General features: G+C 56.5%; 20 protein-coding genes. 7 read left to right on the top strand and 13 right to left on the bottom strand.

From position 1 onward, the window contains the following. Positions 1–78: 78 nt before the first annotated feature. From nuoK to secA, 12 genes are all read right to left on the bottom strand, one after another. The gene (gene nuoK / locus HZB34_14375) at positions 79–384 is read right to left on the bottom strand and encodes an NADH-quinone oxidoreductase subunit NuoK (GenBank protein MBI5317147.1); all 306 of its coding nucleotides are present in this window, start codon (positions 382–384) and stop codon (positions 79–81) included. 94 nt (positions 385–478) lie between these two features. Beyond that, positions 479–994 carry an NADH-quinone oxidoreductase subunit J gene (locus HZB34_14370; GenBank protein ID MBI5317146.1) on the bottom strand — a complete coding sequence of 172 codons (516 nt, stop codon included), beginning with the start codon at positions 992–994 and terminating at the stop codon, positions 479–481. 156 nt (positions 995–1,150) lie between these two features. Continuing rightward, positions 1,151–1,690: an NADH-quinone oxidoreductase subunit NuoI gene (gene nuoI / locus HZB34_14365; GenBank protein ID MBI5317145.1), complete on the bottom strand. Its 540-nt coding sequence runs from the start codon at positions 1,688–1,690 to the stop codon at positions 1,151–1,153. Positions 1,691–1,840: 150 nt separating this feature from the next. After that, the gene (gene nuoH, locus HZB34_14360) at positions 1,841–2,935 is read right to left on the bottom strand and encodes an NADH-quinone oxidoreductase subunit NuoH (GenBank protein MBI5317144.1); all 1,095 of its coding nucleotides are present in this window, start codon (positions 2,933–2,935) and stop codon (positions 1,841–1,843) included. Positions 2,936–2,984: 49 nt separating this feature from the next. Next, positions 2,985–5,651 (bottom strand): NADH-quinone oxidoreductase subunit NuoG, encoded by a 2,667-nt coding sequence (gene nuoG, locus HZB34_14355; protein MBI5317143.1) that lies wholly within the window; start codon positions 5,649–5,651, stop codon positions 2,985–2,987. A 92-nt stretch (positions 5,652–5,743) separates the two neighbouring features. Further along, positions 5,744–7,051, bottom strand: coding sequence for an NADH-quinone oxidoreductase subunit NuoF (nuoF, locus tag HZB34_14350; protein MBI5317142.1), 1,308 nt, complete (start codon positions 7,049–7,051; stop codon positions 5,744–5,746). Between the two features lie 87 nt (positions 7,052–7,138). Next, positions 7,139–7,669, bottom strand: a complete 531-nt coding sequence (locus HZB34_14345; protein ID MBI5317141.1) for an NAD(P)H-dependent oxidoreductase subunit E — start codon at positions 7,667–7,669, stop codon at positions 7,139–7,141. A 97-nt stretch (positions 7,670–7,766) separates the two neighbouring features. Further along, positions 7,767–9,518, bottom strand: coding sequence for an NADH dehydrogenase (quinone) subunit D (gene nuoD, locus HZB34_14340; GenBank protein ID MBI5317140.1), 1,752 nt, complete (start codon positions 9,516–9,518; stop codon positions 7,767–7,769). 87 nt (positions 9,519–9,605) lie between these two features. Further along, positions 9,606–10,085: an NADH-quinone oxidoreductase subunit B gene (locus HZB34_14335; protein MBI5317139.1), complete on the bottom strand. Its 480-nt coding sequence runs from the start codon at positions 10,083–10,085 to the stop codon at positions 9,606–9,608. Between the two features lie 85 nt (positions 10,086–10,170). After that, a complete protein-coding gene (gene ndhC / locus HZB34_14330) occupies positions 10,171–10,542 on the bottom strand; it encodes an NADH-quinone oxidoreductase subunit A (GenBank protein MBI5317138.1) in 372 nt (123 codons plus the stop codon). 131 nt (positions 10,543–10,673) lie between these two features. Then, on the bottom strand, positions 10,674–11,858 hold the full coding sequence (locus HZB34_14325) for an SAM-dependent methyltransferase (protein ID MBI5317137.1): 1,185 nt from the start codon (positions 11,856–11,858) through the stop codon (positions 10,674–10,676). Between the two features lie 478 nt (positions 11,859–12,336). Further along, positions 12,337–15,057 (bottom strand): preprotein translocase subunit SecA, encoded by a 2,721-nt coding sequence (secA, locus tag HZB34_14320; protein ID MBI5317136.1) that lies wholly within the window; start codon positions 15,055–15,057, stop codon positions 12,337–12,339. A gap of 169 nt (positions 15,058–15,226) precedes the next feature. On the opposite strand from secA, the gene HZB34_14315 reads away from it, so the two are divergent. From HZB34_14315 to HZB34_14285, 7 genes are all read left to right on the top strand, one after another. Next, positions 15,227–15,532 carry a hypothetical protein gene (locus HZB34_14315; GenBank protein ID MBI5317135.1) on the top strand — a complete coding sequence of 102 codons (306 nt, stop codon included), beginning with the start codon at positions 15,227–15,229 and terminating at the stop codon, positions 15,530–15,532. A gap of 119 nt (positions 15,533–15,651) precedes the next feature. Then, positions 15,652–16,770 carry a transporter gene (locus HZB34_14310; protein ID MBI5317134.1) on the top strand — a complete coding sequence of 373 codons (1,119 nt, stop codon included), beginning with the start codon at positions 15,652–15,654 and terminating at the stop codon, positions 16,768–16,770. 53 nt (positions 16,771–16,823) lie between these two features. Then, the gene (locus HZB34_14305) at positions 16,824–17,354 is read left to right on the top strand and encodes a TlpA family protein disulfide reductase (protein ID MBI5317133.1); all 531 of its coding nucleotides are present in this window, start codon (positions 16,824–16,826) and stop codon (positions 17,352–17,354) included. A 51-nt stretch (positions 17,355–17,405) separates the two neighbouring features. Then, complete coding sequence (locus tag HZB34_14300; GenBank protein ID MBI5317132.1) at positions 17,406–17,705, top strand: hypothetical protein; 300 nt, start codon at positions 17,406–17,408, stop codon at positions 17,703–17,705. Positions 17,706–17,857: 152 nt separating this feature from the next. Beyond that, on the top strand, positions 17,858–18,922 hold the full coding sequence (locus HZB34_14295; protein ID MBI5317131.1) for a transporter: 1,065 nt from the start codon (positions 17,858–17,860) through the stop codon (positions 18,920–18,922). A 13-nt stretch (positions 18,923–18,935) separates the two neighbouring features. After that, positions 18,936–19,298: a hypothetical protein gene (locus tag HZB34_14290; GenBank protein MBI5317130.1), complete on the top strand. Its 363-nt coding sequence runs from the start codon at positions 18,936–18,938 to the stop codon at positions 19,296–19,298. Between the two features lie 63 nt (positions 19,299–19,361). Beyond that, on the top strand, positions 19,362–20,885 hold the full coding sequence (locus HZB34_14285) for a hypothetical protein (protein MBI5317129.1): 1,524 nt from the start codon (positions 19,362–19,364) through the stop codon (positions 20,883–20,885). A gap of 127 nt (positions 20,886–21,012) precedes the next feature. Here HZB34_14285 and HZB34_14280 read toward each other — a convergent pair whose 3' ends face one another. Beyond that, positions 21,013–21,753, bottom strand: a complete 741-nt coding sequence (locus HZB34_14280) for an arylesterase (protein ID MBI5317128.1) — start codon at positions 21,751–21,753, stop codon at positions 21,013–21,015. Between the last annotated feature and the right edge of the window lie 6 nt (positions 21,754–21,759).

Genomic DNA, 21,759 nt, shown 5'->3' with positions numbered 1-21,759 from the left:
GGTCACGGAGAAAAAGCGGGCCAGAGCCATATTCCCTCACCAAAGACTGTTGACCAATGACCGTTGACATTCTCTCCTCTACCACTTCAGCAATTGAAATTCGTCGATGTTGATCGTCGATTTGGCTCGATACAGGGCAATGATGATGGCCAATCCGACTGCGACTTCCGCCGCGGCGACGGTGAGGGTAAAGAAGACGAAGACCTGCCCTGCCACATTGTGGAAGTATTGCGAAAAGGCGACAAAGTTAATGTTTGTCGCGTTCAACATCAATTCGACCGACAGCAAGATGATGATGATATTCCGCCGAAGGAGCACCCCGATCACTCCCGTCAGGAACATGATGCCGCTCAGCACAAGATAGTAGGACAACGGGACCGTCATGAAACCCTCGTGAAGCGCGCCTCGTGAAACGTGAAACGTGAAACGTGAAACGTCGAAAGAGGGTGACAACCCGGGGTCTTTAACGAATAGCGCTTCACGCTTCACGCTCTCCAATGTCTTTTTTCGCGAGCACGATGGCGCCGATCATCGCCACGAGTAGGATCACGGACGCCACCTCGAAGGGAAACAAATAGGTGGTATAGAGTACGTCTCCGATGGTTTCCGTATTGCCTACTCCGGCGATCGCCGTTTCTGTGCCGGTTGCCGCGGCAGGGGTCGTCCAGCCCTTCATCGCCGTGAGGATGAGGGCCTCGACGGCCAGGCTCACGCCCACCACCGCGGCGATGGGCCATTGCCGATGGTAGCGGACATCTTGTTTCAGATTCAGCAACATGACGACGAAGAGGTAGAGGACCAAGATGGCGCCGGCGTAGACGATGATTTGAACGGCAGCGAGGAATTCTGCGTGGAGCGTGACATAGAGCCCCGCCACGTGGAAAAACATGATCAGCAACGCCAGCGTGCTATAAATAGGATTGCGCAACGCGACGACGAGCACCGATGTGGCCGCAATGACGAACGCAAAATAGAAAAAGAATGCCTGTTCCATCACACATGTCCTTCTTTGCCGTTCGCTGCTCTCACGCGCGACGGGCGCGCCGAGAGAGACAGGCATCGATACGCCCGATGCCCAAGCCCCGGTTCTGCCTGTCGCGTACTTCTCACCCGTCTTGCCAGTCTCGCGCAGTAATCAGGCGCAGGCGGTTCAGTCAGGTTTTTGCGGCAGGTGTTTGAACGCGACGTTGAAAAACGCCACGTTCGGGTGCTGGAGTTCCAACTGCTTCTCGCGAACCGGGAACGACCGGTCGCCGATGGCGAGCAATTGTTCCTTGTTGAGGTGCAGTTGCCGTTTGTCGTACACCGACCACTCGTATTCGCGCGTCATGCCGAGGGCATCGACCGGACAAGCATCGACACACAAGCCGCAGAACAGGCAGCGTGTCATATCCATGTAATATTCTTTTGAGTAACGCTTCGTCGGTTCGCCGGGTACTTCTGCGCTGACCACACGGATGACACGCGATGGGCAGGCGGCTTCGCACAGATCGCAGCCGACACATTTTTCCGTCCCGTCGTCGTATCGCAACAGGGAAAGCATGCCACGATAGTTGTCCGGCAGCGTCCGCTTTTCATGGGGGTATTGCAAGGTGATCGGCTTGTAATGCAGGAGATGCGACATCGTCGCTTTCATCCCGACGATGAGCTCGTAAAACGTAACGGTTTTGATCCACGCCTTGAAAGTCATGTTTGTCTAGTCTGTCTTGTTTGTTTGGTTCGTTTGGTTTGTTTAGTTGTTCTGCATTGTCTCGATAGAGTTAATATCTGCGCATCCTCATCAATCTCGATCCTGCCAACCAAAGAAACAAAAGAAACCAAACAAACCAAATAAACCGCCTCAGCCCCGCGGAAAGAAATACACGGTGATGGCTGTGATGATGATGTTGGCCAAGGCGATCGGCAAGAGAACCTTCCAGCCGAACCGCATCAATTGATCATAGCGCAGCCGAGGCAACGTCGCACGTAACCAGATAAATACGAAGAGGAAAAAATAGACCTTCCCCGCAAACCACATGATGTGCTCTATCCAGGCCAGCTCTTCTAGGCCGATATACTCGAAGATCGTGCCGGGATATGGCGCATTCCAACCACCCAGGAACAGCGACGCGGCCACGCAAGACACAAGAACCATACTCGCGTATTCTGCGCTGACGAAGAAAGCGAACTTCATACCGCTGTATTCCGTGAAGAATCCGGCCACGAGTTCACTTTCGGCCTCCGGCAAATCGAAGGGGATACGATTGGTTTCGGCCACGCCGGAAATCAGGAACACGACAAAGGCAAAGACTTGTGTATGAATCGGGAAGAACCCGTCAGGGCGCGCTCCCCAGATGAACCAATGCCAGAAGCCGCCTGCCTGCGCCTCCGTAATCTCTACGAGGCTCAAGGATCCGGACAACAGCAGGACGCCGACGATAGCCAGCCCGACGTTCAACTCGTAACTGATCACCTGGGCTGCGGAACGCAAACCTCCGAGCAGTGAATACTTACTGTTCGATGACCAGCCTCCCAGGATAATGCCGTACGCGCCGATAGAGGCGATCGCCAGGATGTATAAGATCCCGATGTTGATGTCCGCGATGACAAACGGTTTGATCATGAGCCCATTAATATCCAGCGTGACGTTCGGGCCGAAGGGGATGACGGCGAATCCGATCAGGGAGACAACCATGGTCAGCATCGGCGCGAGGGCGAACATCGCCTTGTTTGCACCGGCCGGCACAATGTCCTCCTTGAAGAACAGTTTGACGCCATCGGCAAGCGGTTGGAGGATTCCGTAAGGACCGACCTCCATCGGGCCCATACGATCCTGCATCCAGCCAAGCACCTTCCGCTCGGCCAGGGTCATGATCGCGACCGTCAACATCACGATGCTACACTCCGCCAGTATCTGGACGAAGGAAACTGCAAGTCGCAAACTTAGCTCAGTCACTGCAGCACTCCCGGATGACAAGTGAAAAATACAATGGCTTCTCGTCCGTTCATGTGGTTTTCTTCACGGACACAACCGTCGTCCTAAAGGACGGGGCTTTCGTATCCGGATCGATCACACAGTCGAACAGTTGCAGGGCCTCCTGCGCGAAATGATCGGGGAACCAGGCCAACCCCTCGGGCACCCGATCGAACAGCTTCACCGTGGTTGTGAATGAGCCACGGTTGTTTGAGAGACAGGCCCGGTCTCCCGGGCTGAGAGAGAATCGGGCTGCATCCAGGGGATTCATCTGCAAGAACCCGCTCGGTTCGATCTGCAGCAGTCCCTTCGAATGAGTCGACAGTTTTCCTGAATGAAACAGGCTTTGGACCAGTCCAAGCTGGACCGTTTCCTCCTGACGCGGAGTTCGCGCGGGCAGAGTATACCGAACCGCCACGTCGCGGCGATATCCCTCGGTGATATATCGTTCGATGGCGGCAGGATCCACGGTGGGAGCAGTCGGCGCTGGCCCAAGCGATCCATAGCCGGGGATCACCGACCGGATCTCCTTGAGGATTTCTTTGGCCTCGCCGTATTCCAGCGGCGCGCCGAGAAAGACTGAAAACGCCGAGAGGATTTCCCAGTCTGGCCGGCTGTCTCCCACCGGATCGATTGCGGGCCGAACGGCCTGGACATGGCCCTCGGTATTGGTGAAGGTCCCGGCTTTTTCCATGGCGGACGCAGCGGGAAGCACCACATGGGCGAGTGCCGCGGTTTCCGTGAGAAAGAGTTCCTGGCATACAAGAAGATCGAGTTTACCCAGCGCCTCTTTGACTCTGAGCTGAGGCGGAAGGCTCCCGGCGGGATTCTCTCCAATGACGAAGAGGCTCTTGATGGTCCCGGCGCCTGCCCGGTCGATCATCTCGACCAGCGTCCCTCCCGGTACCGGGGGGAGTTCCTCTTTCCAGGCACGAATCATGAGAGCCCGAGAGTCCTGATCAGAAAGGTCTCGAGCGCCCGGCAACAACTCCGCAACCGCCCCCATTTCAACCGCTCCTTGATCGTTGTTTTCTTCCGCCAAGGGAGCCAAGCCGCAGCCCTGTTCGCTCAATTTTCCGGACAAGAGAAGCAGATCGAGAAGATTGAGGCAGATGCCATAACTGCCCTGGCTGCGTAACAGAGTTTGGCCGGCGAGCACCACGACTCGGCGTCCTCTTGCCACAGAGACGGCCATCTGGGAGAACGACTCACGCGAGATCCCCGTGCTCAGAGCCAGATCGTCCCAGGAAAGCAGCCCGACCGCGTGAGCAACGGCCGAGACGTAGGCCGACGCCCGTTGACGGATGGAACTATCGACATAGTCTCCCTCGACCACAGCCTTCAGCAATCCCAGAACCGCCGCACCGAACTGGGACGGCGCAACGCAGAAATGTTGCTGCGACAGGTTGGTAATGTTGCTGATCGTGCCGACTGCGGGCTGGAGTGCTTCGATCGTCAATAACGTCGCATCGTGTTTCTTGACGGCTTCTTTTACTTTAAGGCCCGTAATCGGATTGGCTTCGGTGATGTTCGTGCCGATCAGGAGCAATACGTCCGCTTGCACAATGTCCTCAAACGACAGGGTCCAGCGATGCGTGCCCTGCACTCGTCGCATCGCCTGTATCCCGTTGACATGGCCATACCGGGCGCTGCTGTCGAGGTTATTGGTGCCGATCGTCAGGCGCATGAACTTCTGGAACAGATAGAGCTCTTCGTTGGTACAGCGGCCGGAAATCAGCCCGCCGAAGGCCTGAGGGCCATGCGCCAGCTTGAGCCGGTTAGTCTCTCCGGCCACAAATTCCAACGCTTCCTCCCATGTCGCTTCGACCAGCACACCGTTCCTTCTGATCAACGGATGGGTCACTCGGTCGGGATGGCTCGTCGCATGAAATCCAAAATAGCCCCGTGCGCAGAGGTCGCCGTTGTTCCGGCCCCCGCCATGGGCGCTGTTTACCTCGATCAACTGCTGGGCCTTGGTTTGAACCGTAATCTGGCAACCGTCGCCGCAAAAACCGCAGATCGTGTCGGCGCGTTTGAGCATCCAGGGACGGTATTCGTACATCGAGAGCCGGCTGGTGATGGCGCCGACCGGACAGATCTGTACGCAGCCGCCGCAGAATTCGCAGTCCAAGGGGTGGGCGCCAAAGGACTTGATCTCGGTCATCGTACCTCGTCCGATCGGGGCGAGGGCCTTCACGTCCATCACCTCGTCGCAGTAGCGAACGCAACGCAAACATTGCACGCAACGGTTCATCTGTGTTTCGATCAGAGGACTAAAATATTCCTTCTGGAAAATACGCTTGGTCTCGGTAAATCGGCTGGTCGCGGTGTATTGATGGGAAAAGTCTTGGAGGTCGCATCTCCCGCCTTGGTCGCAGACCGGGCAATCCAGCGGATGATTCGCCAGAATGAATTCGAGTACTGACTTGTGGGCGTCGTTCACGACCGTCGTGGCCGTCCGAACCGCCATGCCTTCGGTTGCCACGGTGCTGCAAGAGGTCTGGAGCTTTCTCACCCGTTCGATTTCGACAAGACACATGCGACAGTTCGCATCCGGCTTGAGTTTCGGATGGTAGCAGAAATGCGGAATCATCACGCCGGCCTGGCGAGCCGCTTCGATCACCAGCGTGCCTTTGGGCACCGAGATGGAAATGCCGTCGATCGTCAAGTGAACGGTCTCTGTGGTGGTAGTAGCCATGTTCGCCGTTATTCGTTAAACGTTAACCGTTAAACGATGGGACCAGAATCCATCCTGTTCGATTAACGAAGAACGATTTACGTTTCGCGTTTTTAATGTCTCACCGCTATCTCTTCAGGGCGAATAAGATTCGCCGCCTCTGCTTCCTGAATCAAGGTGACGTACTCAGAACGCCAATATTTGAGCGTGCCCATAATCGGCGCAACCGACGCATCTCCGAACGCGCAGACCGTTCGCCCTTCGATGTTTTTGCATAGATCGACCAATGTTTCAAGGTCTTCCATCTGCCCCCTCTTCGCGACGATTCGACGCATGGTCTGGACCAGCCACGAACTTCCCTCACGGCAGGGACTGCACTTCCCGCAAGACTCGTGATAGAAAAACTCCATCAGGCGGAGCGCGGCCCATACCATGGGCGTGCCCTCCTCCATCACGGTCACTCCCCCGGATCCGAGCATGGAGCCGGCGGCGGCAACTGATTCGAAATCCAGCTTGACGTCGAGGTGGTCCGGCGTGAGGAACGGCGCGGACGCCCCTCCCGGAATGAACGCCTTGAGCGGTTTGTCCGACCGCATGCCTCCGGCAACCTCATAGATCAGTTCACGGAACGTGATCCCCATGGGCATCTCGTAGTTTCCGGGGCTCTTTACATGACCGCTGACGCAGAAGACTCTGGTGCCGGTGCTCTTCGGCGGGGAACCGATCGATGCAAACCATTCGGGGCCTCGGCCGAGAATATGAGGAATGTTTGCCAGAGTCTCGACGTTGTTCACCACAGTCGGTTTGTTGTAGAGGCCGTTTGTCGCAGGGAAGGGGGGCTTGAAGCGCGGCAAGCCGCGTTTGCCCTCCAGCGACTCCAGCAATGCCGTTTCTTCTCCGCAGATATAGGCTCCGGCGCCACGGTGCACCCACACATTGGCGGTAATCCCTGTGCCCAGTATGTTTGCTCCAATATAGCCTGCAGCCCGTGCGTCCTTGATCGCCTGCTCCAAAATCTTCGCCGCGAGAACCAGCTCACCCCGTATATAGATATAGGCTGATTCTGCCCCGATCGCGTAGCAGGTAAGCACGATGCCTTCCAATAACTGGTGAGGATCTCGCTCCATGAGCTGGCGATCCTTGAACGTGCCTGGTTCGCTCTCATCCGCATTGCAACAGAGATAGCGCGGACCCTGATAGTCCTTGGGTAGGAATCCCCATTTCACACCGGTCGGGAAGCCCGCGCCGCCACGCCCCCGGAGTCCGGACTTCATCACCGCCATGGTGACTTCGGTCGGCGGCACTTTCCCTACGGCCTTGCGGAGAGCCTGGTAGCCACCCGTTCGCTCATAGTCTTGAAGGCTGCCGCCATAGCCCGGCTGCATCATGTTTTTGAGCAATATCAGTTCGTGTTTGGGCATCGTTTCCCTACCGATGGGTGATGGTTAATGGATAATGGTTGATGAACGACACATTACCCATAAACCCTTTACCATTAACCATTCCCTTCAGCTCTTGGCGTTCACTGGTTCAGGCCACATAAATGGACCGGTCTTGAGCGGACAGGTCCCGTCCCTCTTGAGATCAGACAGAATTCGGTCGAATGTGTCCTCTGTGAGCCGCTCGTAATAGTCCTCGTTCACCTGCATCATCGGCGCAGTGCCACAGGCGGCAAGGCATTCGACCGCGCTGAGAGTAAAGAGTCCGTCGGATGTTGTCTCACCTGGTCCAATTCCGAGTTTCGTCTTGACCCATTCGATCACTGTATCGGACCCGGCCAGCGCACACATGAGGGATTTGCAAACTTGGAGATGAAACTTCCCCACGCGCTTGAGATTGATCATCGTATAGAACGTGGCCGTCTCATAGACTTGGGGCGGGGTCAGGCGCAAGAGCCCCGCGATCTCCTTCATCGCCGCCTCGGACACGAAGCCCTCATCCCGTTGCGCTAGGTACAGTAACGGAATTAATGCCGAGCGCCTCACTGGATAGCGGCTTATGATTTCCTCAATTTCCGTTGCGTATTTCTCTTTCAACATTGAGTCCTCTTCGCCGACCCCTCGTGAGGCGTAAGGGGTGAGGCGTGAGGGGCGCGACCTTTTCTCTCGCCTGACGCCTTACGTTTCACGCCTACCGTCATCTGTCGCATTCTCCCATGACCACATCGTAGGTCCCGAAGATCGTGATGATGTCGGAAATCAAGTAACCCCGCGCCATGTGGTCAAAGGCGCCCATATGGACGAATGAAGGGGAGCGAATCTTCAATCGGTAGGGGCGGGGGCTGCCGTCGCTCACGATGAAAAACCCCAACTCTCCTTTGGGGGCCTCGGTCGCACAGTAGGTCTCTGCCTTCGGCGGCTTGATACCCTGGGTATAAATGATGAAATGATGGATCAAACTTTCCATGTCCCGCATGACCAGCTCCTTGGGCGGCGGGATATGCTGAGGTGATTCAGCCATGATCGGTCCCTCCGGCAACTGATCGAAACATTGCGCGATGATCCTGGCGCTCTGCCGCATTTCTTCCATGCGGATCCAGTACCGGTCGTAGGTATCGCCGTTCTTGCCGATCGGCACCTCCCAATCGACTTTGTCGTACACGCCATAGGGCTCAGCTTTGCGGACATCGTAGGCCACACCCGACCCGCGCAAGACCGGCCCCGTGCAACTGAAGTTGATCGCGTCCTCGGCCGAGAGCAGGGCCACGTTCTTCGTGCGGCCGAGCCAGATGCGATTGGACGCGATGAGCGCGTCGTATTCCTTGACCTTCTCGGGGAACACATCGAGGAACGCCTTCATCCGTTGGGTCAACTCAGGGGTGAAATCGCTATCGACCCCGCCGATGCGATAGTAGTTCAATGTCAGGCGGGCCCCGCAGAGTTTTTCGAACATGTCGAGCAGGACTTCGCGTTCCCTGAAGGTCCAGAAGAACACGGTCATGGCGCCGATATCGAGGGCCTGCGTACCGAGCCAGAAGAGGTGCCCGACAATACGTTGCATCTCGGCCACGATGGTCCTGATGTATTCGGCCCTGATCGGCACCGTGATCTCAAGGAGTTTTTCCACTGCGCGCACGTATGCGTAGTTATTGGACATCGCACAGACATAGTCGAGTCGGTCCGTGTGCGGGATGATCTGCATGTAGGTCAGGCCCTCTGATAGCTTTTCGACGCCTCGATGCAGGTAGCCGAGGTCCGGCGTGGCTTTCACAACCCGTTCTCCGTCCAACATCAGCACGACCCGCAATACACCGTGCGTGCTCGGATGCTGTGGCCCCATGTTCAGCAACAATTCCTCTTTCCTTCCAGGGCCTGGTGTGCCAGGTTCGGCTCGAAAGGTGTTCTTCTCTTCCTCGGAGATCTCGCTCTCAACGACATCCAGCGGGGTCTCGTCGAATCTCGGAATGAAGTCGAACTGGCTGCGCCAGCCCCGTCCTTCCGTCGGGAAATCTTTTCTCAAGGGGTAGCCCTCGGCATAATCCTCCGGCAGCAAAATACGCCTGAGATCAGGATGGCCGGAAAAGCGAATGCCCATCATGTCGTACACTTCTCGCTCCAGGAAATCAGCCCCCTTCCAGATGCTGGTGACCGACGCGACCGTCGGATCGTCCTCCGCGATGCGCACTTTGAGGCGAAGCCGCTGTTGAAGCGGGAGCGAGTGTAAGTGGTAGACGACTTCGAACCGCAGCTGGTCCTCAGGATAGTCGACGGAGCAGATATCGGTCAGATGGTCGAAGGCTGCTTCCGGCGCATCGTGCAAATAGCGCGCAATCTCCAACAGGCGGGCAGCGGCCACGCGCGCGGACAGCTCCCCGCGATCCTTGTCCTCGTGGATCGACAGGACCGCATCGGGAAATCGGGTCTTGAGTGTCTCAAGAAGTGAATGCATGGTTAATGGTCGATGGTTAATGGTTCAATAGTCAATGGTCGGTAGCGCTGGTCTCTTCATCAACCATTGACCATCAGCCATCGACCATCATCTTACGAACACCTTCTCCCGCTGAATTTTTTCCTGCAACTTCAGTATGCCGTCAAGCAACGCTTCGGGGCGGGGTGGACAGCCCGGCACATAGACATCAACCGGGATAATCTGGTCCACGCCTTGGACCACCGCATAACTATTGTAGTGGTTGCCTGAGGTGGCGCATGAGCCCATAGAAATGACATAGCGTGGTTCCGGCATCTGGTCGTAAATACGGCGGATCACCGGCGCCATTTTGCGCGTCACTGTGCCGGCGATGATCATGAGGTCGGCCTGCCGTGGTGATGCCCGAAACACGCCGGCCCCGAACCGGTCCAGGTCATACCGCGACGACACTGTGGCAATCATTTCAATGGCGCAGCAGGCGAGGCCGAAGGTCATCGGCCACAGAGCCGACTTGCGCGACCAATTCACGACCGCATCCAGATTGGTCGTCAGAATATTCGCCTCAAACTGTCGCTCCGGAAAGCTCATAGTTGCCTCGCGTCAGGGGTGAGGCGTAAGGCGTAAGGCGAGATGGGAAACCCCTTACGTTTCACGCCTAACGCCTTACGATCTTTCAGTCCCATTCGAGCGCCCCCTTCTTCCAGGCATACCAAAATCCGACCAATAGAATTACGAGAAAGACGAGCATTTCGATGAGTCCCAGCAGGCCAAGCGATTGAAACCTGACGGCCCAGGGGATCATGAAAATAACCTCGACATCGAAAACGACGAACAGCATCGCGATGATGTAGTAACGCATCGGGAACTGGATGCGCGCATCGGAAAACAGCGGGCTTCCGCTCTCATAGGGAGCCTGCTTGGCTCGGTAGGGACGACTCGGCCGGATGAACGAGCCGACCAGCAGAACACCGCCAACAGAGACGAGCGCAATACCGAAAAACAGAAGAATCGGTATGTAGTTCTCCGGAATAGCGACGTTACCCATCAGTAAGCCCTATGGTTGATGGTTACTGGTAAATGGAGCATGGTGAATGGTAAATGGGTAATGAAAGATGGAGACGCTCTGGATTCATCGACCATTGACCATAAACCATCTCTCTTACCGGCCATTTTCCATCAACCATTATCCATCGCCCCCACAGCAAGCGCCGAGCCGAAGAAGGGTTTGAATTTCAAACCGTCCAGCTCCGGACGACTTATTCCCTTATGTTGAATGAGCACCTTGAATGTGCTGCCCATACCATCCGGCTTCAGGAGATGAATTGCGGCCCGAAACTCTTGGCTCTCCGGCTCTAGTTCCCCAATCATCTCTTCAACTCCGAGCCCCATAAGAAAACTCATTTGGTTCGTGAACCCCGTCATGCGGAGTCCCTGCTCTTCACCGACGGCGGCCAGGCTCGAAAAATCCACATGGGCCGTCATATCCTGTTCACCGACCCGCATGAAGGGATCGTCGTTGGTCAATTGTTGAAAATAGCAGAGGAACGTGCCGTTCTTCCGCTCGACGCTGTAGAGATCCTGTGCCGTATGTCCATAATCAATGGTCACGACAAATCCGCGATCGAGCCGCTGCGCGACCTGCTCCATCCAATCCATCGCGAGCAGATTGACCTCGGTTCGATAACCCTCCGGCCATGTGCCGCCGAGTTTCTGCAGATACTGATCGAGCCGAGTCGTGGATAGAGGCCTGAGACATTCCACAAACCGCCCCTCTCGATAGTCCACATATAGCTCTTCGGTCTGCCCAGCCGTGACTTGAATACGATGCACTGGAAAAGCGTCCACCAGTTCATTGCTGAGAAACAGGCCGGTCACACTCTCCGGAGCCAGTCCATCCAGACCCTCAACCCAAGTGACGAGGCCGGACTTGCTGAGCCAGGGGGCCAGGTTCCTGCGCTGAAGTTCCCGCATAGCAGGACTCCGTTCAATCAGGACATAGCGGACACGCGAGGCGAAGTCATCCTGATTGGCATGAATCGCCGCAAGACAGTCTCTGGCTAATAACCCTTTGCCGGCACCCATTTCGACAATCGTGAAGGGAGTGGGGCAGTCCACGAGTTCGTCCAGTTGCCTGGCCTGTGCAGCCAGTGCACGGCCGAGAATCGGGTAGACATCAGAGCTGGTGTAGAAATCGCCGGACCAGCCGATTCGTTCATCGTCCGCACGGTCCGGTTGGCGCATGTAATAGCCGAACTGAGGGTGATAGAGCGCCAGTTCCATAAACCGGGCAAAGGGTATCGGGCCCGATGAAGTAATCTCAGACGCAATGGCAGCGACGAGTTGAGGGTGCCCAGTCGTCACAGACACTACTCCCTTCCTCCGCTCACCGGCTTAAGCGGGAACACCAATAGAACACAACGGGTAAAATCCACCCATTATGATTGGTGAGAAAATAGCTTAGGGTAGCCTCGTATTACCAGCTAAGTCAAGGTGAAATAAGGAAGAAAATGAAGGGCAGCCTAGTCGTCCTCCTGCTCGCGGAACGCGCACGATAGGAATGTGCTCGTTCGACGCGCGCAATCGAGGATCAACTAGGCTGCCCTTGAAAGTGAGATGGGGGATTCCCCTCTCAGGCTCGGCTGGAAGGGATGTGGACTGAGGCGTTCGCCATGGCGTCTTCCATATTTGAATGGGTGGTAACGGTCGCGCACGACGGCATTGCGACGCTTCGGCGCAGTTTTAGAGTCGTGCGTGATGCGGTGTGAAGTGGTCAGTAGCAGTGGGGGACCCGTCGCATCATGGCGACGCCGAAGTTCCACGCCCTTCCAGCCGAGCCTCTTCAGACCCCGTGACACTTCTTGTATTTTTTCCCGCTGCCGCAGGGGCAGGGGTCGTTGCGGCCGACCTTGTCGTCGCTTCGCTGAACGGTCTGGGCTGCGACCGGTTCTTCCCCGCGATTGAGGATAAGCGGGGGGAGGGGGCGCGAGATGACTGGTGGCGGTGGCGGAGCTGCCGGTTGCGCTTCGGTCCGGACCGCCTGCACATGAAAGAGCCGATCGAGCGTGTCCGATTTAACCCGCTCCATCATGCCGGCAAAGAGATCGTACCCTTCGCGTTTGTACTCTATCAGGGGATCTTTCTGCCCATAACCTCGCAATCCGATCCCGTCGCGCAGGTGATCCATCCCGAGGAGATGGTCTTTCCAGTGGTGATCAATGACCTGGAGCATGAAGTTCTTCTCCAGGAAGCGCATCAACTCCGGGCCCAAGTCCTGTTCTCTTCGATCATAGGCATCGCGCACCTGCGCGCGAAGGTCTTCGAGCAACGCGTCACGCCCTACCTCACGGAGCGACGCGCCTCCGTCGCCCTTGCCCTGGGTGATGTCGAGACCGAACTGGCTATGCATGATTTCAGCAAGCCCTTTCATGTCCCATTCCTCGGGATATTGTTCAGCCGGGCAATAGACGTTCAGCGCGGAGTCCACCAGGGTATCCATCATGTCGCGGAGTTCGTCTTTCCGGTCCGCCCCGCCCAGGACGGCTCGTCGGTGTTGGTAGATCACCTCACGCTGCTTGTTCATGACGTCGTCATACTCCAGCAGCTGTTTCCTGACATCGAAATGGTGAGCCTCGACCTTCTTCTGGGCGTTGGCGATGGCCCTTGTGACCATGCCGTGCTCGATCGGGACACCTTCTTCCATGCCGAGCTTGAGCATCAGTTGAGAGACCCGCTCAGAGGCGAAAATGCGCATCAGGTCGTCTTCCAGCGACAGGAAGAAGCGCGATGAACCGGGGTCGCCCTGACGGCCGGCTCTGCCCCGGAGCTGATTATCGATCCGGCGGCTTTCATGGCGCTCAGTCCCGAGAATGTGGAGGCCGCCTGCCGCGATGACCTCTTGCTTATTCTTCTCGCAGTCTGCCTTGATCTCCTCGAAGATCTCCAGCTTGCGCGCATCCGTCAGATTTTCTTCCCGATAGAGGATTTGTTTAAACATGAAATCCGGATTGCCGCCCAGGAGAATGTCGGTCCCGCGGCCTGCCATGTTCGTGGCGATGGTGACAGCACCCTTGCGTCCGGCCTGCGCGATGATCTCGGCTTCTCGCTCATGTTGTTTGGCGTTGAGAACATTGTGTTTCACGCCGGTCCGGTTCAAGAAGCCGGCAAGTCGCTCCGATTTCTCGATGGAAATCGTGCCGACCAAAACAGGCTGGCCCCGTTCGTGACAATCCTTGATGTCTTCGACAATCGCGGCGTACTTCTCCTTCTCGGTCCGGTAGACGACGTCCGCGTAATCCTGCCGGATCATGTTCCGATTGGTCGGAACCACGTTGACGTCGAGATTGTAAATCTTGGCAAACTCCGCCGCTTCCGTGTCCGCCGTCCCGGTCATGCCGCTGAGCTTCTTGTACATCCGGAAATAGTTCTGGAAAGTGACCGAGGCCAACGTTTGATTCTCGTTGGCGATCTTCACGCCTTCTTTGGCTTCGACGGCCTGGTGCAGCCCATCACTCCAGCGGCGCCCCGGCATGAGCCGCCCGGTGAATTCATCCACGATGATCACTTCACCTTCTTTGACGACATAGTCCACATCACGTTTGTAGAGGGCATGGGCCTGGAGCGCCTTGACGACGTGGTGGACGAGATCCATATGGTTGGGATCGTACAGGTTGTCCACACCGAGCAATTTCTCGACCCGGACGTTGCCCTCTTCCGTCAAGGATGCAGTCTTCGTTTTTTCTTCGATCGTGTAATCGTGCTCGGGTTTCAGCTGCGGGATAATCGCGTTGATACGGTAGTAAAGATCGGTCGTTTCATCCGTCGGGCCGGAGATGATCAAGGGTGTGCGGGCTTCGTCGATGAGAATACTGTCGACCTCGTCCACAATGGCGAAATTCAACTCTCGCTGCACACACTGGGCCAGATCGTTGACGACCAGGTTGTCGCGGAGATAGTCGAACCCATACTCGTTATTCGTGCCATACGTGATATCGGCACGGTAGGCCTCAGCCCTCGTGCAGGGGCGGAGCGACTGGAGCCGCTTGTCGGAGGCCTCATAGGTCGGATCGAAGAGAAATGAGGCATCGTGTTGAATGATGCCCACCGAGAGTCCCAGCGCGTGGTAGAGCACACTCATCCACTGCGCGTCGCGCTTGGCAAGGTAGTCATTCACCGTGACGAGGTGAGCGCCTTTTCCTTCGAGTGCATTCAGATACACCGGCAGCGTGGCCACCAGGGTTTTCCCTTCGCCGGTTTTCATCTCCGCGATGCGGCCCCGATGAAGAATGGCGCCGCCCATTAACTGCACATCAAAATGGCGCATGTTCAACTTGCGGCGGGACATTTCACGGCAGACCGCGAAGGCTTCGGGCAGGATGTCGTCCAGGGTCTCCCCGGACTCAATGCGCTTCTTGAACTCCTGAGTCTTGTCCGCGAGGGCGTGATCGGAAAGCGGCGTCAGGCCGGATTCTAGACTGTTGATCCGCTCCACAATCGGGCGGAGTGCCTTGATTTCACGTTCGTTTTTACTGCCGAAGATCTGGTTGAGTAATTGCGTGACCATGGTACTGTCGTTCGAACAAAGGTCGATGTGCCTGAAAGTATCCCGGCAGTATACAACATCTGTTCCCTGAATCCTATAACAAGCGAGGGCCAGGTCGAGTAGCAGGCAGCTTGACAGGCCTCGTGGGAAGCCATTAGGATGAAACCGACTCACACTTGGGCGAATGCAGATGAACCGCACCACCCTCAAATTCCTCTCAGTCCTCGTGGTGCTCTGTGTCCTCTCCATGGGTGGATTGGCACAGGCACAGTCGGTCGAACATGCCGGGCACCATGCCCAGCATCAAGCTGCCACGCATGGCACCGTGCTCTGCTCATGGATGTGTGCAGCCGGAACTGTACTCGATAGTGCGGTGGTTTCGTTCCAGGCAGAATTCAGCCCTATCGCTCTTGTCACGACCCCCCATTTCGCGCAGCCTTCGATCGACGCCTGTCAGATTTCATCCAGCCGTGCCCCTCCGTCTTTTTCTCTTTAGTCTTCGTTCTCGTCTGCTCACAGCAGGTCTCTATTCCACTTCTCCCGCGATCCGCTGATTGGATTGTAGGAATAGGCGGGTAGAAACGATCCTATGGGAGAGTTAGGACCAGCAGCATTATGACAGGCAAACGGTCTATCCTCGGATTCATTCTCAGTCTTGCACTAGTCTTCTTCTCATGGCCCGGCGCCCAGACTGCGCAGGCATCATGCGGGGCCGTCACCTGTTTTGTCGTGATCGGGTCTCAGCAGCAGGTTCCCCAGGCTGGCTTGCTCACGGTCAACACCATCTATAATTACACGCCAATGCGGGTACTGGACGGGACGTCTGGAGTGATCCCGGCAGTCGACCAAGCGAGCCGGGAGATGATTCTGGACCATCATCAGGAAACCCGGACCATTACGCAGCAGGCGACGCTCGATCTCAATTATGGCCTCACCGATCGATTTGGACTACAACTCACGCTCCCCTATCTGTGGCGCACACACAAACATATCGATGGCCTGGGAGAGGAAAATGGCGGCGCAGGTGAACCGACCAATTTTTCCGCCAATGGCATTGGGGACCTGCGTGTCGGCCTCAAATACAATGTGTTGCCCACCATTCGGAGTTTGGTGGTGCTGGGTTTTGGCGTCTATCTTCCGAGCGGCAATACCCACGCGCATGACAGCGCTGAGCTTGTGATGGAGTCGCCCCAACAACTCGGTCGGGGGCAAGTCGGGTTGAATCCGACAATTTATCAGACCTATGAATTGATCCCCCATCGGCTCAATCAATTTGCGTCAGCCAGTTACCGCCACACGTTCCGAAACAACGATGGCTATCAATTTGGCGACGAATACATGCTCAATGCAGGGCTGAATTTCGTGGCGAATCCCTGGCTGGTTCTCACCGGCCAGGTTAATTACCGCTATCTCGTGCACGACAATTTCAGTTCCTCGCTCTCTCGCTCCGCAACACCGGCAGATGGCCCAGCAGCCTTCCCCGGTGAACCGATCGTAATTGATCCTCGAATCACGGATCGACAAGTGCCAACCACCGGCTCGACCTATTACGCCTTTTCGCCAGGCTTCCAAGTCGGTCTGGGGCAGCTCATCGAATCAAATTGGACAAACATGACGTCGCTCTACTTTTACGCACAGATCCCATTTGAGCGAGATTCCAACAACAGTCTGGCGCAGGGAACCAGTTACATCTTTGGGCTGACACGCTCGTTCCAAATGTGGAGCCCTTCGTAAACGAGGCGGTGACAGGAGAGGAGGCTGACATGCGACCAAGGAGAACTAACAAGATGTTTGCGATGATCGCGCTGCTTGTCGCATTGATTGGATTGCCCGCAATCGATGTCTGGAGCATGGGCTCGCGAGTCCCAGCTGTCGGTACGATGGTTGAAGATTTTCACCTGACAGATCTAGAAGGCAAGTCGCAGAGCCTCAGCCAGTATCGGGGCAAGATCGTGCTCGTAAATTTCTGGGCCACTTGGTGCAAGCCCTGCACGACCGAAATGCCGGCCATGCAAACCATGTATGACAAACTGCGCGACAAGGGCTTCGTCGTATTGGCGGTCAACGAACTCGAAGACGATGCCAAGGTCAGCGAACATATCAAGCAATACGGCCACACCTTCCCGGTCCTCATGGATCGAGACAACAAGGTCGCGAATCAATTCGGGGTGTTCGGATTGCCGGTCAGCGTGTTTATCGATCAAGAGGGGCGCGTGCAGGAGTACATTAAGGGTGGCCTGCTGACCGAACAGAGGATCGAAGAAATCGTCGCGCGGATTCAGAAAAAGGAGCCGTTAAAGGCCGCGGCGCTTCGATGATGGTTTTAAACCCAGGTGTTCAGGCTGAAGGCTGAAGTGGCGTTACGGATCATGACCCGTAGGATTCAACAAACTGCGATCGGATTCCTGGCCCTTTGGATTGTGGCGCTCAGTGGGATTGTCTACCCACAACTCACCGCCCACATCGGTCAGCATGAGCACCACAACGCGGCGACTCATGCCACCGCACTCTGTTCATGGCTCTGCATCGCAGCAGATGCTGTCGAGGGAACCTCCGTCTCTTTCACCCCTGTTGAGCAAGTCGCTCTGTTAGAGCAAAAAAGCTTCGATTCACGGATCAGTGCTCCCCTCACGGTTCAACCACCGTCGCGCGCGCCTCCTCTCGTTTAATCTCCCCATCTCCGAATTTTTCTTTGACCGTTGGGCTCCATTGATCGGGCTTCCTTCATCTCTTTGAAGAAAGCCAATGGGTGCCTCCGATTACAGCTCCGTATGGACTATACCGTCACGACCACCGTCCTGTGCCGGAGAAAGGATGTTTCATGGCCGATCATCTCAAGCGATTCATCATTAGCCTTGTGGCCTCGGGATGGTTGATATCTATCGATACGCCGCCCGTTGAAGCTTCTTGTGGCGCCGTCAGCTGCTTCGTCGTCATCGGCTCACAACAACAGGTACCGATGGCGGGGCTGCTGACCGTCAACGCGATTTACAACTACACGCCGAGCTGGACGCCTAGCGGGCAGGGTGGAAGCATTCCCTTTGCGGATCAAGAAAATCGCCAATTGACATTGGCCAACTTGAACTCGAGCCAGATTTGGACGCATATCCAGACTGGGACTCTGGATATGAATTATGGGGTGACCGATCGGTTCGGCCTCCAGGTGACCCTTCCCTATAGGCGGGTGAACTCACAGGCGAACCTTGGAACGGCAGAGCCGACGCCCTACACCAATGTCGGGATGGGCGACATGCGCGTAACCCTGAAGTACAACGTCCTCCCGACGCTTCGCAGCATGATGGTGCTGGGACTGGGGGTGGACTTCCCGACCGGCACATACCAGGAGCGGGCTTCCACCGGTCAGATGGTGGAATCCACGCTCCAGCTGGGACGGGGAAACTTCGGACTTGTGCCGTCCTTATATCTGACCTATGAAATCGTCCCGCACCGCATCAATGTGTTCGGGCTCACCAGTTACCGGCATACCTTCAAAAACGACGATGGGTACCAGTTCGGCGATGAAGTGAACCTGAGCGGGGGATTCAATCTTGTTCCGCTTGAGCAGACTCAGTGGCTGGTCTTGACGCAGCAGGTCAATTATCGCTGGATGCAGAACGACGCGATGGATGCGTCGCTCTTTCAGTTCAATCCGGCGACCGGGACCGCAGTCCTGCTGGATCCGACGGTCAAGTTCCGGGAGGTCCCGACGACCGGCTCAACATATGTCGCCTATTCTCCCGGCATCAGAGTCACCCTCTGGGATTTCGCCTCAGCCTATTTTGTCGCGCAGATTCCCGTCTATCGCGACTTCAATGGCAACCTGGAGCAACAAATCAGCTATGTCTTCGGACTGACCAAATCGTTCCAGCTTTTTGGCGGCTCGTAGCAGGGAAGAGAGCATGGTCATCACGATCCTTCAGAAACGAGACAGGAGTCGCCGCGGAAAGTTTCCCCGTGCGATTGCATGCCTCTGCGTGCTGCTCTGGATCGTCGGATCATTCTCCACCCTGTACAGCAGTCTCACACCGCAATGGACCACGCCCCACTGTCCGCAAGGCCAAACGCCCAGCGGACAACAGAATCATAGTCATTGTGTCTGGCACTGTGGAGGGATCGATGCGCAGGCTGCCACAGGCCGCAATCCTGGCAATGTAGCAGATCCGGCCGGATACCAGACGCAGGCCGGTGTCCTCTCTCCGAAGACCCTCGCCTATCGCATGGAATCTGTTCCCCGTGGTCCTCCGGCAACCAGCCTCACCTAAAGACGTTCAAAGAGGGTACGGGGCCACATGAATTAGCACCACATCATAAAGAAAGAAGGCAATATGAAACTCACCAGCCATCGACAGATTATGACCTCTTGCGCGAAGACAGGCCTGCTCGGACTCGCACTGATCAGCCTGGCAAGCTGTAGTTCTGGAGATTCCTCGTCAGGAACACCTACCAGCAGTGGCAGCGCGGCATTGCAGGGGCCAATGGCCTTCGTAAACAACACCGGCGACAAGTCATTGACCAGCGTGGCGCTGAGAGGCGATTCCGGGAACGCGGTGGTGGGAACGATTCCCGCCGCGGAATTTGAAAATGGGGCCCTGGGTGACACGCAGTTCTCGCAGGGGGAATGGCTGTTCGTCAATCTGGGTGCGGCGAATAAAGTCGCAACGATTGATCCACTGACCGGTGCGACTCCAGTCCACGAAACCAACCTTGTTACGGGGACTCGTCCTGTCCACATCTATCGCGACTCGACCGACGGCGAAGTGATCTGGTCGATGAACGACGGGGACAATGCCTCTGGCACGACCACACCAGGTGACGATCTCATTAATTGTGCTCCTCCTCTTCCTGTGCCAGGAGTGAACTACGGAAGTTCTGTCACGATTCTCCATAATTCGCATCTTGGCCCAGGAGCCAATCCGCCCACAGTCGAAAAAACTGTCTGCCTTCTGGCCGACGGGCACCATGTGACCGCATTTTCGTCCGGTGCGGGAGTCCTCAAACGGGCCTTTGTCTCCAGCGAAACAGGCGGTGAGATAGCTGTCATTGATAATGAGCCGGGGTCTGCTACGAAATGGACGATGATCCATCGAATCGATTTGTGCAATCCTCTAAAGGACACATGCGACGTAGAGAATCCGACCGGTGCAGCCCCATTTACCCCTAACAATGCCGGTCCGCACGGCATCCGCTGGTCGAAACTGACGCAGAAGGTCTACGGCATCCAGGAAGGGTATGGAGAAATTTCCGAAATCGATCCGACCAGCTTTGCCGTTACACCTATCTTCGATCTTGCCGGCACACCCTACACGTCCTTCGGGATCTCTCCGGATGGCCGATTTCTCTTGCTTCGGGGACAAACCACAGCTCCAGATCCTCAGGCCACCAAGCTGGGGGTACTGGATATCAGCGTGAACCCGCCGGTCCTTACCAATCTCACCAATGCCGCTTTGGATGCGGCACTCGCAGGTACTTCCCCCGGCGCCTTCAAGTTCTCGCCGGATGGGAAGCGGTTCTACATTCTAGCCGGCAATGGGGCGGCAGCGACGACAAGGGATCGTCTCTTCGCTTTCGATTCCTCGACTCTGACAGCGCCGGTCCCATCGCTCACTCTGCTTAGAGAAATCGTTCTGGCAGCAACTGGTGGGCACAGCATGGACGTGTTGGCGCAAGGAGCCCCGGGTGCTGGCTCAGCCCTTTATATTGTGGTATCCAACAGCACAGACAATTCCGTCTCGATCATCAATGCAGCGGATAATTTGATCAAGCAAACCGTGCCCGTTGGGCCGACGCCTGGGGGGGTAATGATTTACTATCCCGGTGCAGCTGCGGCCGGCAACCAGGCATCGTCATAGTCGACCGGCGGAGCGACGATCACGGCATGCCGGAATAGTCGAGCGCTCGACGTATCGGTTTCAGTCTGAACCAAAGGGGGCAGGGCACCCTGCCCCCTTCCTATTCCCTCAATCACAATTACCGTTTTCACTTCAGTAGCGGCTCGAGCACCGGGAAGACCCTTTCGACAATGATGCGATAGCCCTCGCCTGTCGGATGAATACCGTCTGCCTGATTGAGCGAGGATGAGGCAGCCACACCATCAAGAAAAAATGGGATCAGTGTCAGGCGATACTGTTTCGCAAGGGATCGGTAGAGCGATTCAAACCCGTCAGTATAGTCCTGCCCATAATTCGGAGGGAGTTTCATCCCCGCTAGCACGACGGTGACCGAGGCCTGTTGGAACTGCTGAATGATCCGTTCCAGATTGGCTTTCGTCTCCTGCAGGCTGAGGCCGCGGAGCCCGTCGTTGGCGCCGAGTTCCAGAATGACGATTGCCGGCTTGCTGTTCAGGGCCCAGGAAACCCTCCGGACTCCTCCGGCTGTCGTATCACCGCTCACCCCCGCGTTCACAACCAGATAGGGATAGCCGGCTGCGTCCAATGCCCGTTGGAGATGAGCGGGGTATGATTGCGCTGGTGGCACTCCTAGGCCGGCCGTCAGGCTGTTGCCGAAGGCGACAATGCGTGGGCGTTCGGCTGATCCGTGACTTTTCGACCGGCCCGGCTGCGCCGTGACATCGATTTGAAGACCCGGTCCCGCCCCATCCCGAGGGGAACCAGAAGACAGGGAGGCAAAGGAGGATGCAATGCCTGACTCGTAGCCTACTAGGAGGGTCAGGGAGAGAGAGAGCCAAAATAGTTTTGTGAGAATCGGTAGGCGGCACATCGTTCT

This window comes from Nitrospirota bacterium, from assembly GCA_016219645.1.
Taxonomy (GTDB): Bacteria; Nitrospirota; Nitrospiria; order Nitrospirales; family Nitrospiraceae; genus Palsa-1315.
Note: the sequence above shows the minus strand (reverse complement) of the source record. Positions and strands in the feature narration are given on the sequence as shown.

What these genes read in the sequence shown, in the direction of transcription:
- nuoK (MBI5317147.1), bottom strand. Translation starts at nt 384, where the DNA reads ATGACGGTCCCGTTGTCCTACTATCTTGTGCTGAGCGGCATCATGTTC.
- HZB34_14370 (MBI5317146.1), bottom strand. Translation starts at nt 994, where the DNA reads ATGGAACAGGCATTCTTTTTCTATTTTGCGTTCGTCATTGCGGCCACA.
- nuoI (MBI5317145.1), bottom strand. Translation starts at nt 1,690, where the DNA reads ATGACTTTCAAGGCGTGGATCAAAACCGTTACGTTTTACGAGCTCATC.
- nuoG (MBI5317143.1), bottom strand. Translation starts at nt 5,651, where the DNA reads ATGGCTACTACCACCACAGAGACCGTTCACTTGACGATCGACGGCATT.
- nuoF (MBI5317142.1), bottom strand. Translation starts at nt 7,051, where the DNA reads ATGCCCAAACACGAACTGATATTGCTCAAAAACATGATGCAGCCGGGC.
- HZB34_14345 (MBI5317141.1), bottom strand. Translation starts at nt 7,669, where the DNA reads ATGTTGAAAGAGAAATACGCAACGGAAATTGAGGAAATCATAAGCCGC.
- nuoD (MBI5317140.1), bottom strand. Translation starts at nt 9,518, where the DNA reads ATGCATTCACTTCTTGAGACACTCAAGACCCGATTTCCCGATGCGGTC.
- HZB34_14335 (MBI5317139.1), bottom strand. Translation starts at nt 10,085, where the DNA reads ATGAGCTTTCCGGAGCGACAGTTTGAGGCGAATATTCTGACGACCAAT.
- ndhC (MBI5317138.1), bottom strand. Translation starts at nt 10,542, where the DNA reads ATGGGTAACGTCGCTATTCCGGAGAACTACATACCGATTCTTCTGTTT.
- secA (MBI5317136.1), bottom strand. Translation starts at nt 15,057, where the DNA reads ATGGTCACGCAATTACTCAACCAGATCTTCGGCAGTAAAAACGAACGT.
- HZB34_14315 (MBI5317135.1), top strand. Translation starts at nt 15,227, where the DNA reads ATGAACCGCACCACCCTCAAATTCCTCTCAGTCCTCGTGGTGCTCTGT.
- HZB34_14310 (MBI5317134.1), top strand. Translation starts at nt 15,652, where the DNA reads ATGACAGGCAAACGGTCTATCCTCGGATTCATTCTCAGTCTTGCACTA.
- HZB34_14305 (MBI5317133.1), top strand. Translation starts at nt 16,824, where the DNA reads ATGTTTGCGATGATCGCGCTGCTTGTCGCATTGATTGGATTGCCCGCA.
- HZB34_14300 (MBI5317132.1), top strand. Translation starts at nt 17,406, where the DNA reads ATGACCCGTAGGATTCAACAAACTGCGATCGGATTCCTGGCCCTTTGG.
- HZB34_14295 (MBI5317131.1), top strand. Translation starts at nt 17,858, where the DNA reads ATGGCCGATCATCTCAAGCGATTCATCATTAGCCTTGTGGCCTCGGGA.
- HZB34_14290 (MBI5317130.1), top strand. Translation starts at nt 18,936, where the DNA reads ATGGTCATCACGATCCTTCAGAAACGAGACAGGAGTCGCCGCGGAAAG.
- HZB34_14285 (MBI5317129.1), top strand. Translation starts at nt 19,362, where the DNA reads ATGAAACTCACCAGCCATCGACAGATTATGACCTCTTGCGCGAAGACA.
- HZB34_14280 (MBI5317128.1), bottom strand. Translation starts at nt 21,753, where the DNA reads ATGTGCCGCCTACCGATTCTCACAAAACTATTTTGGCTCTCTCTCTCC.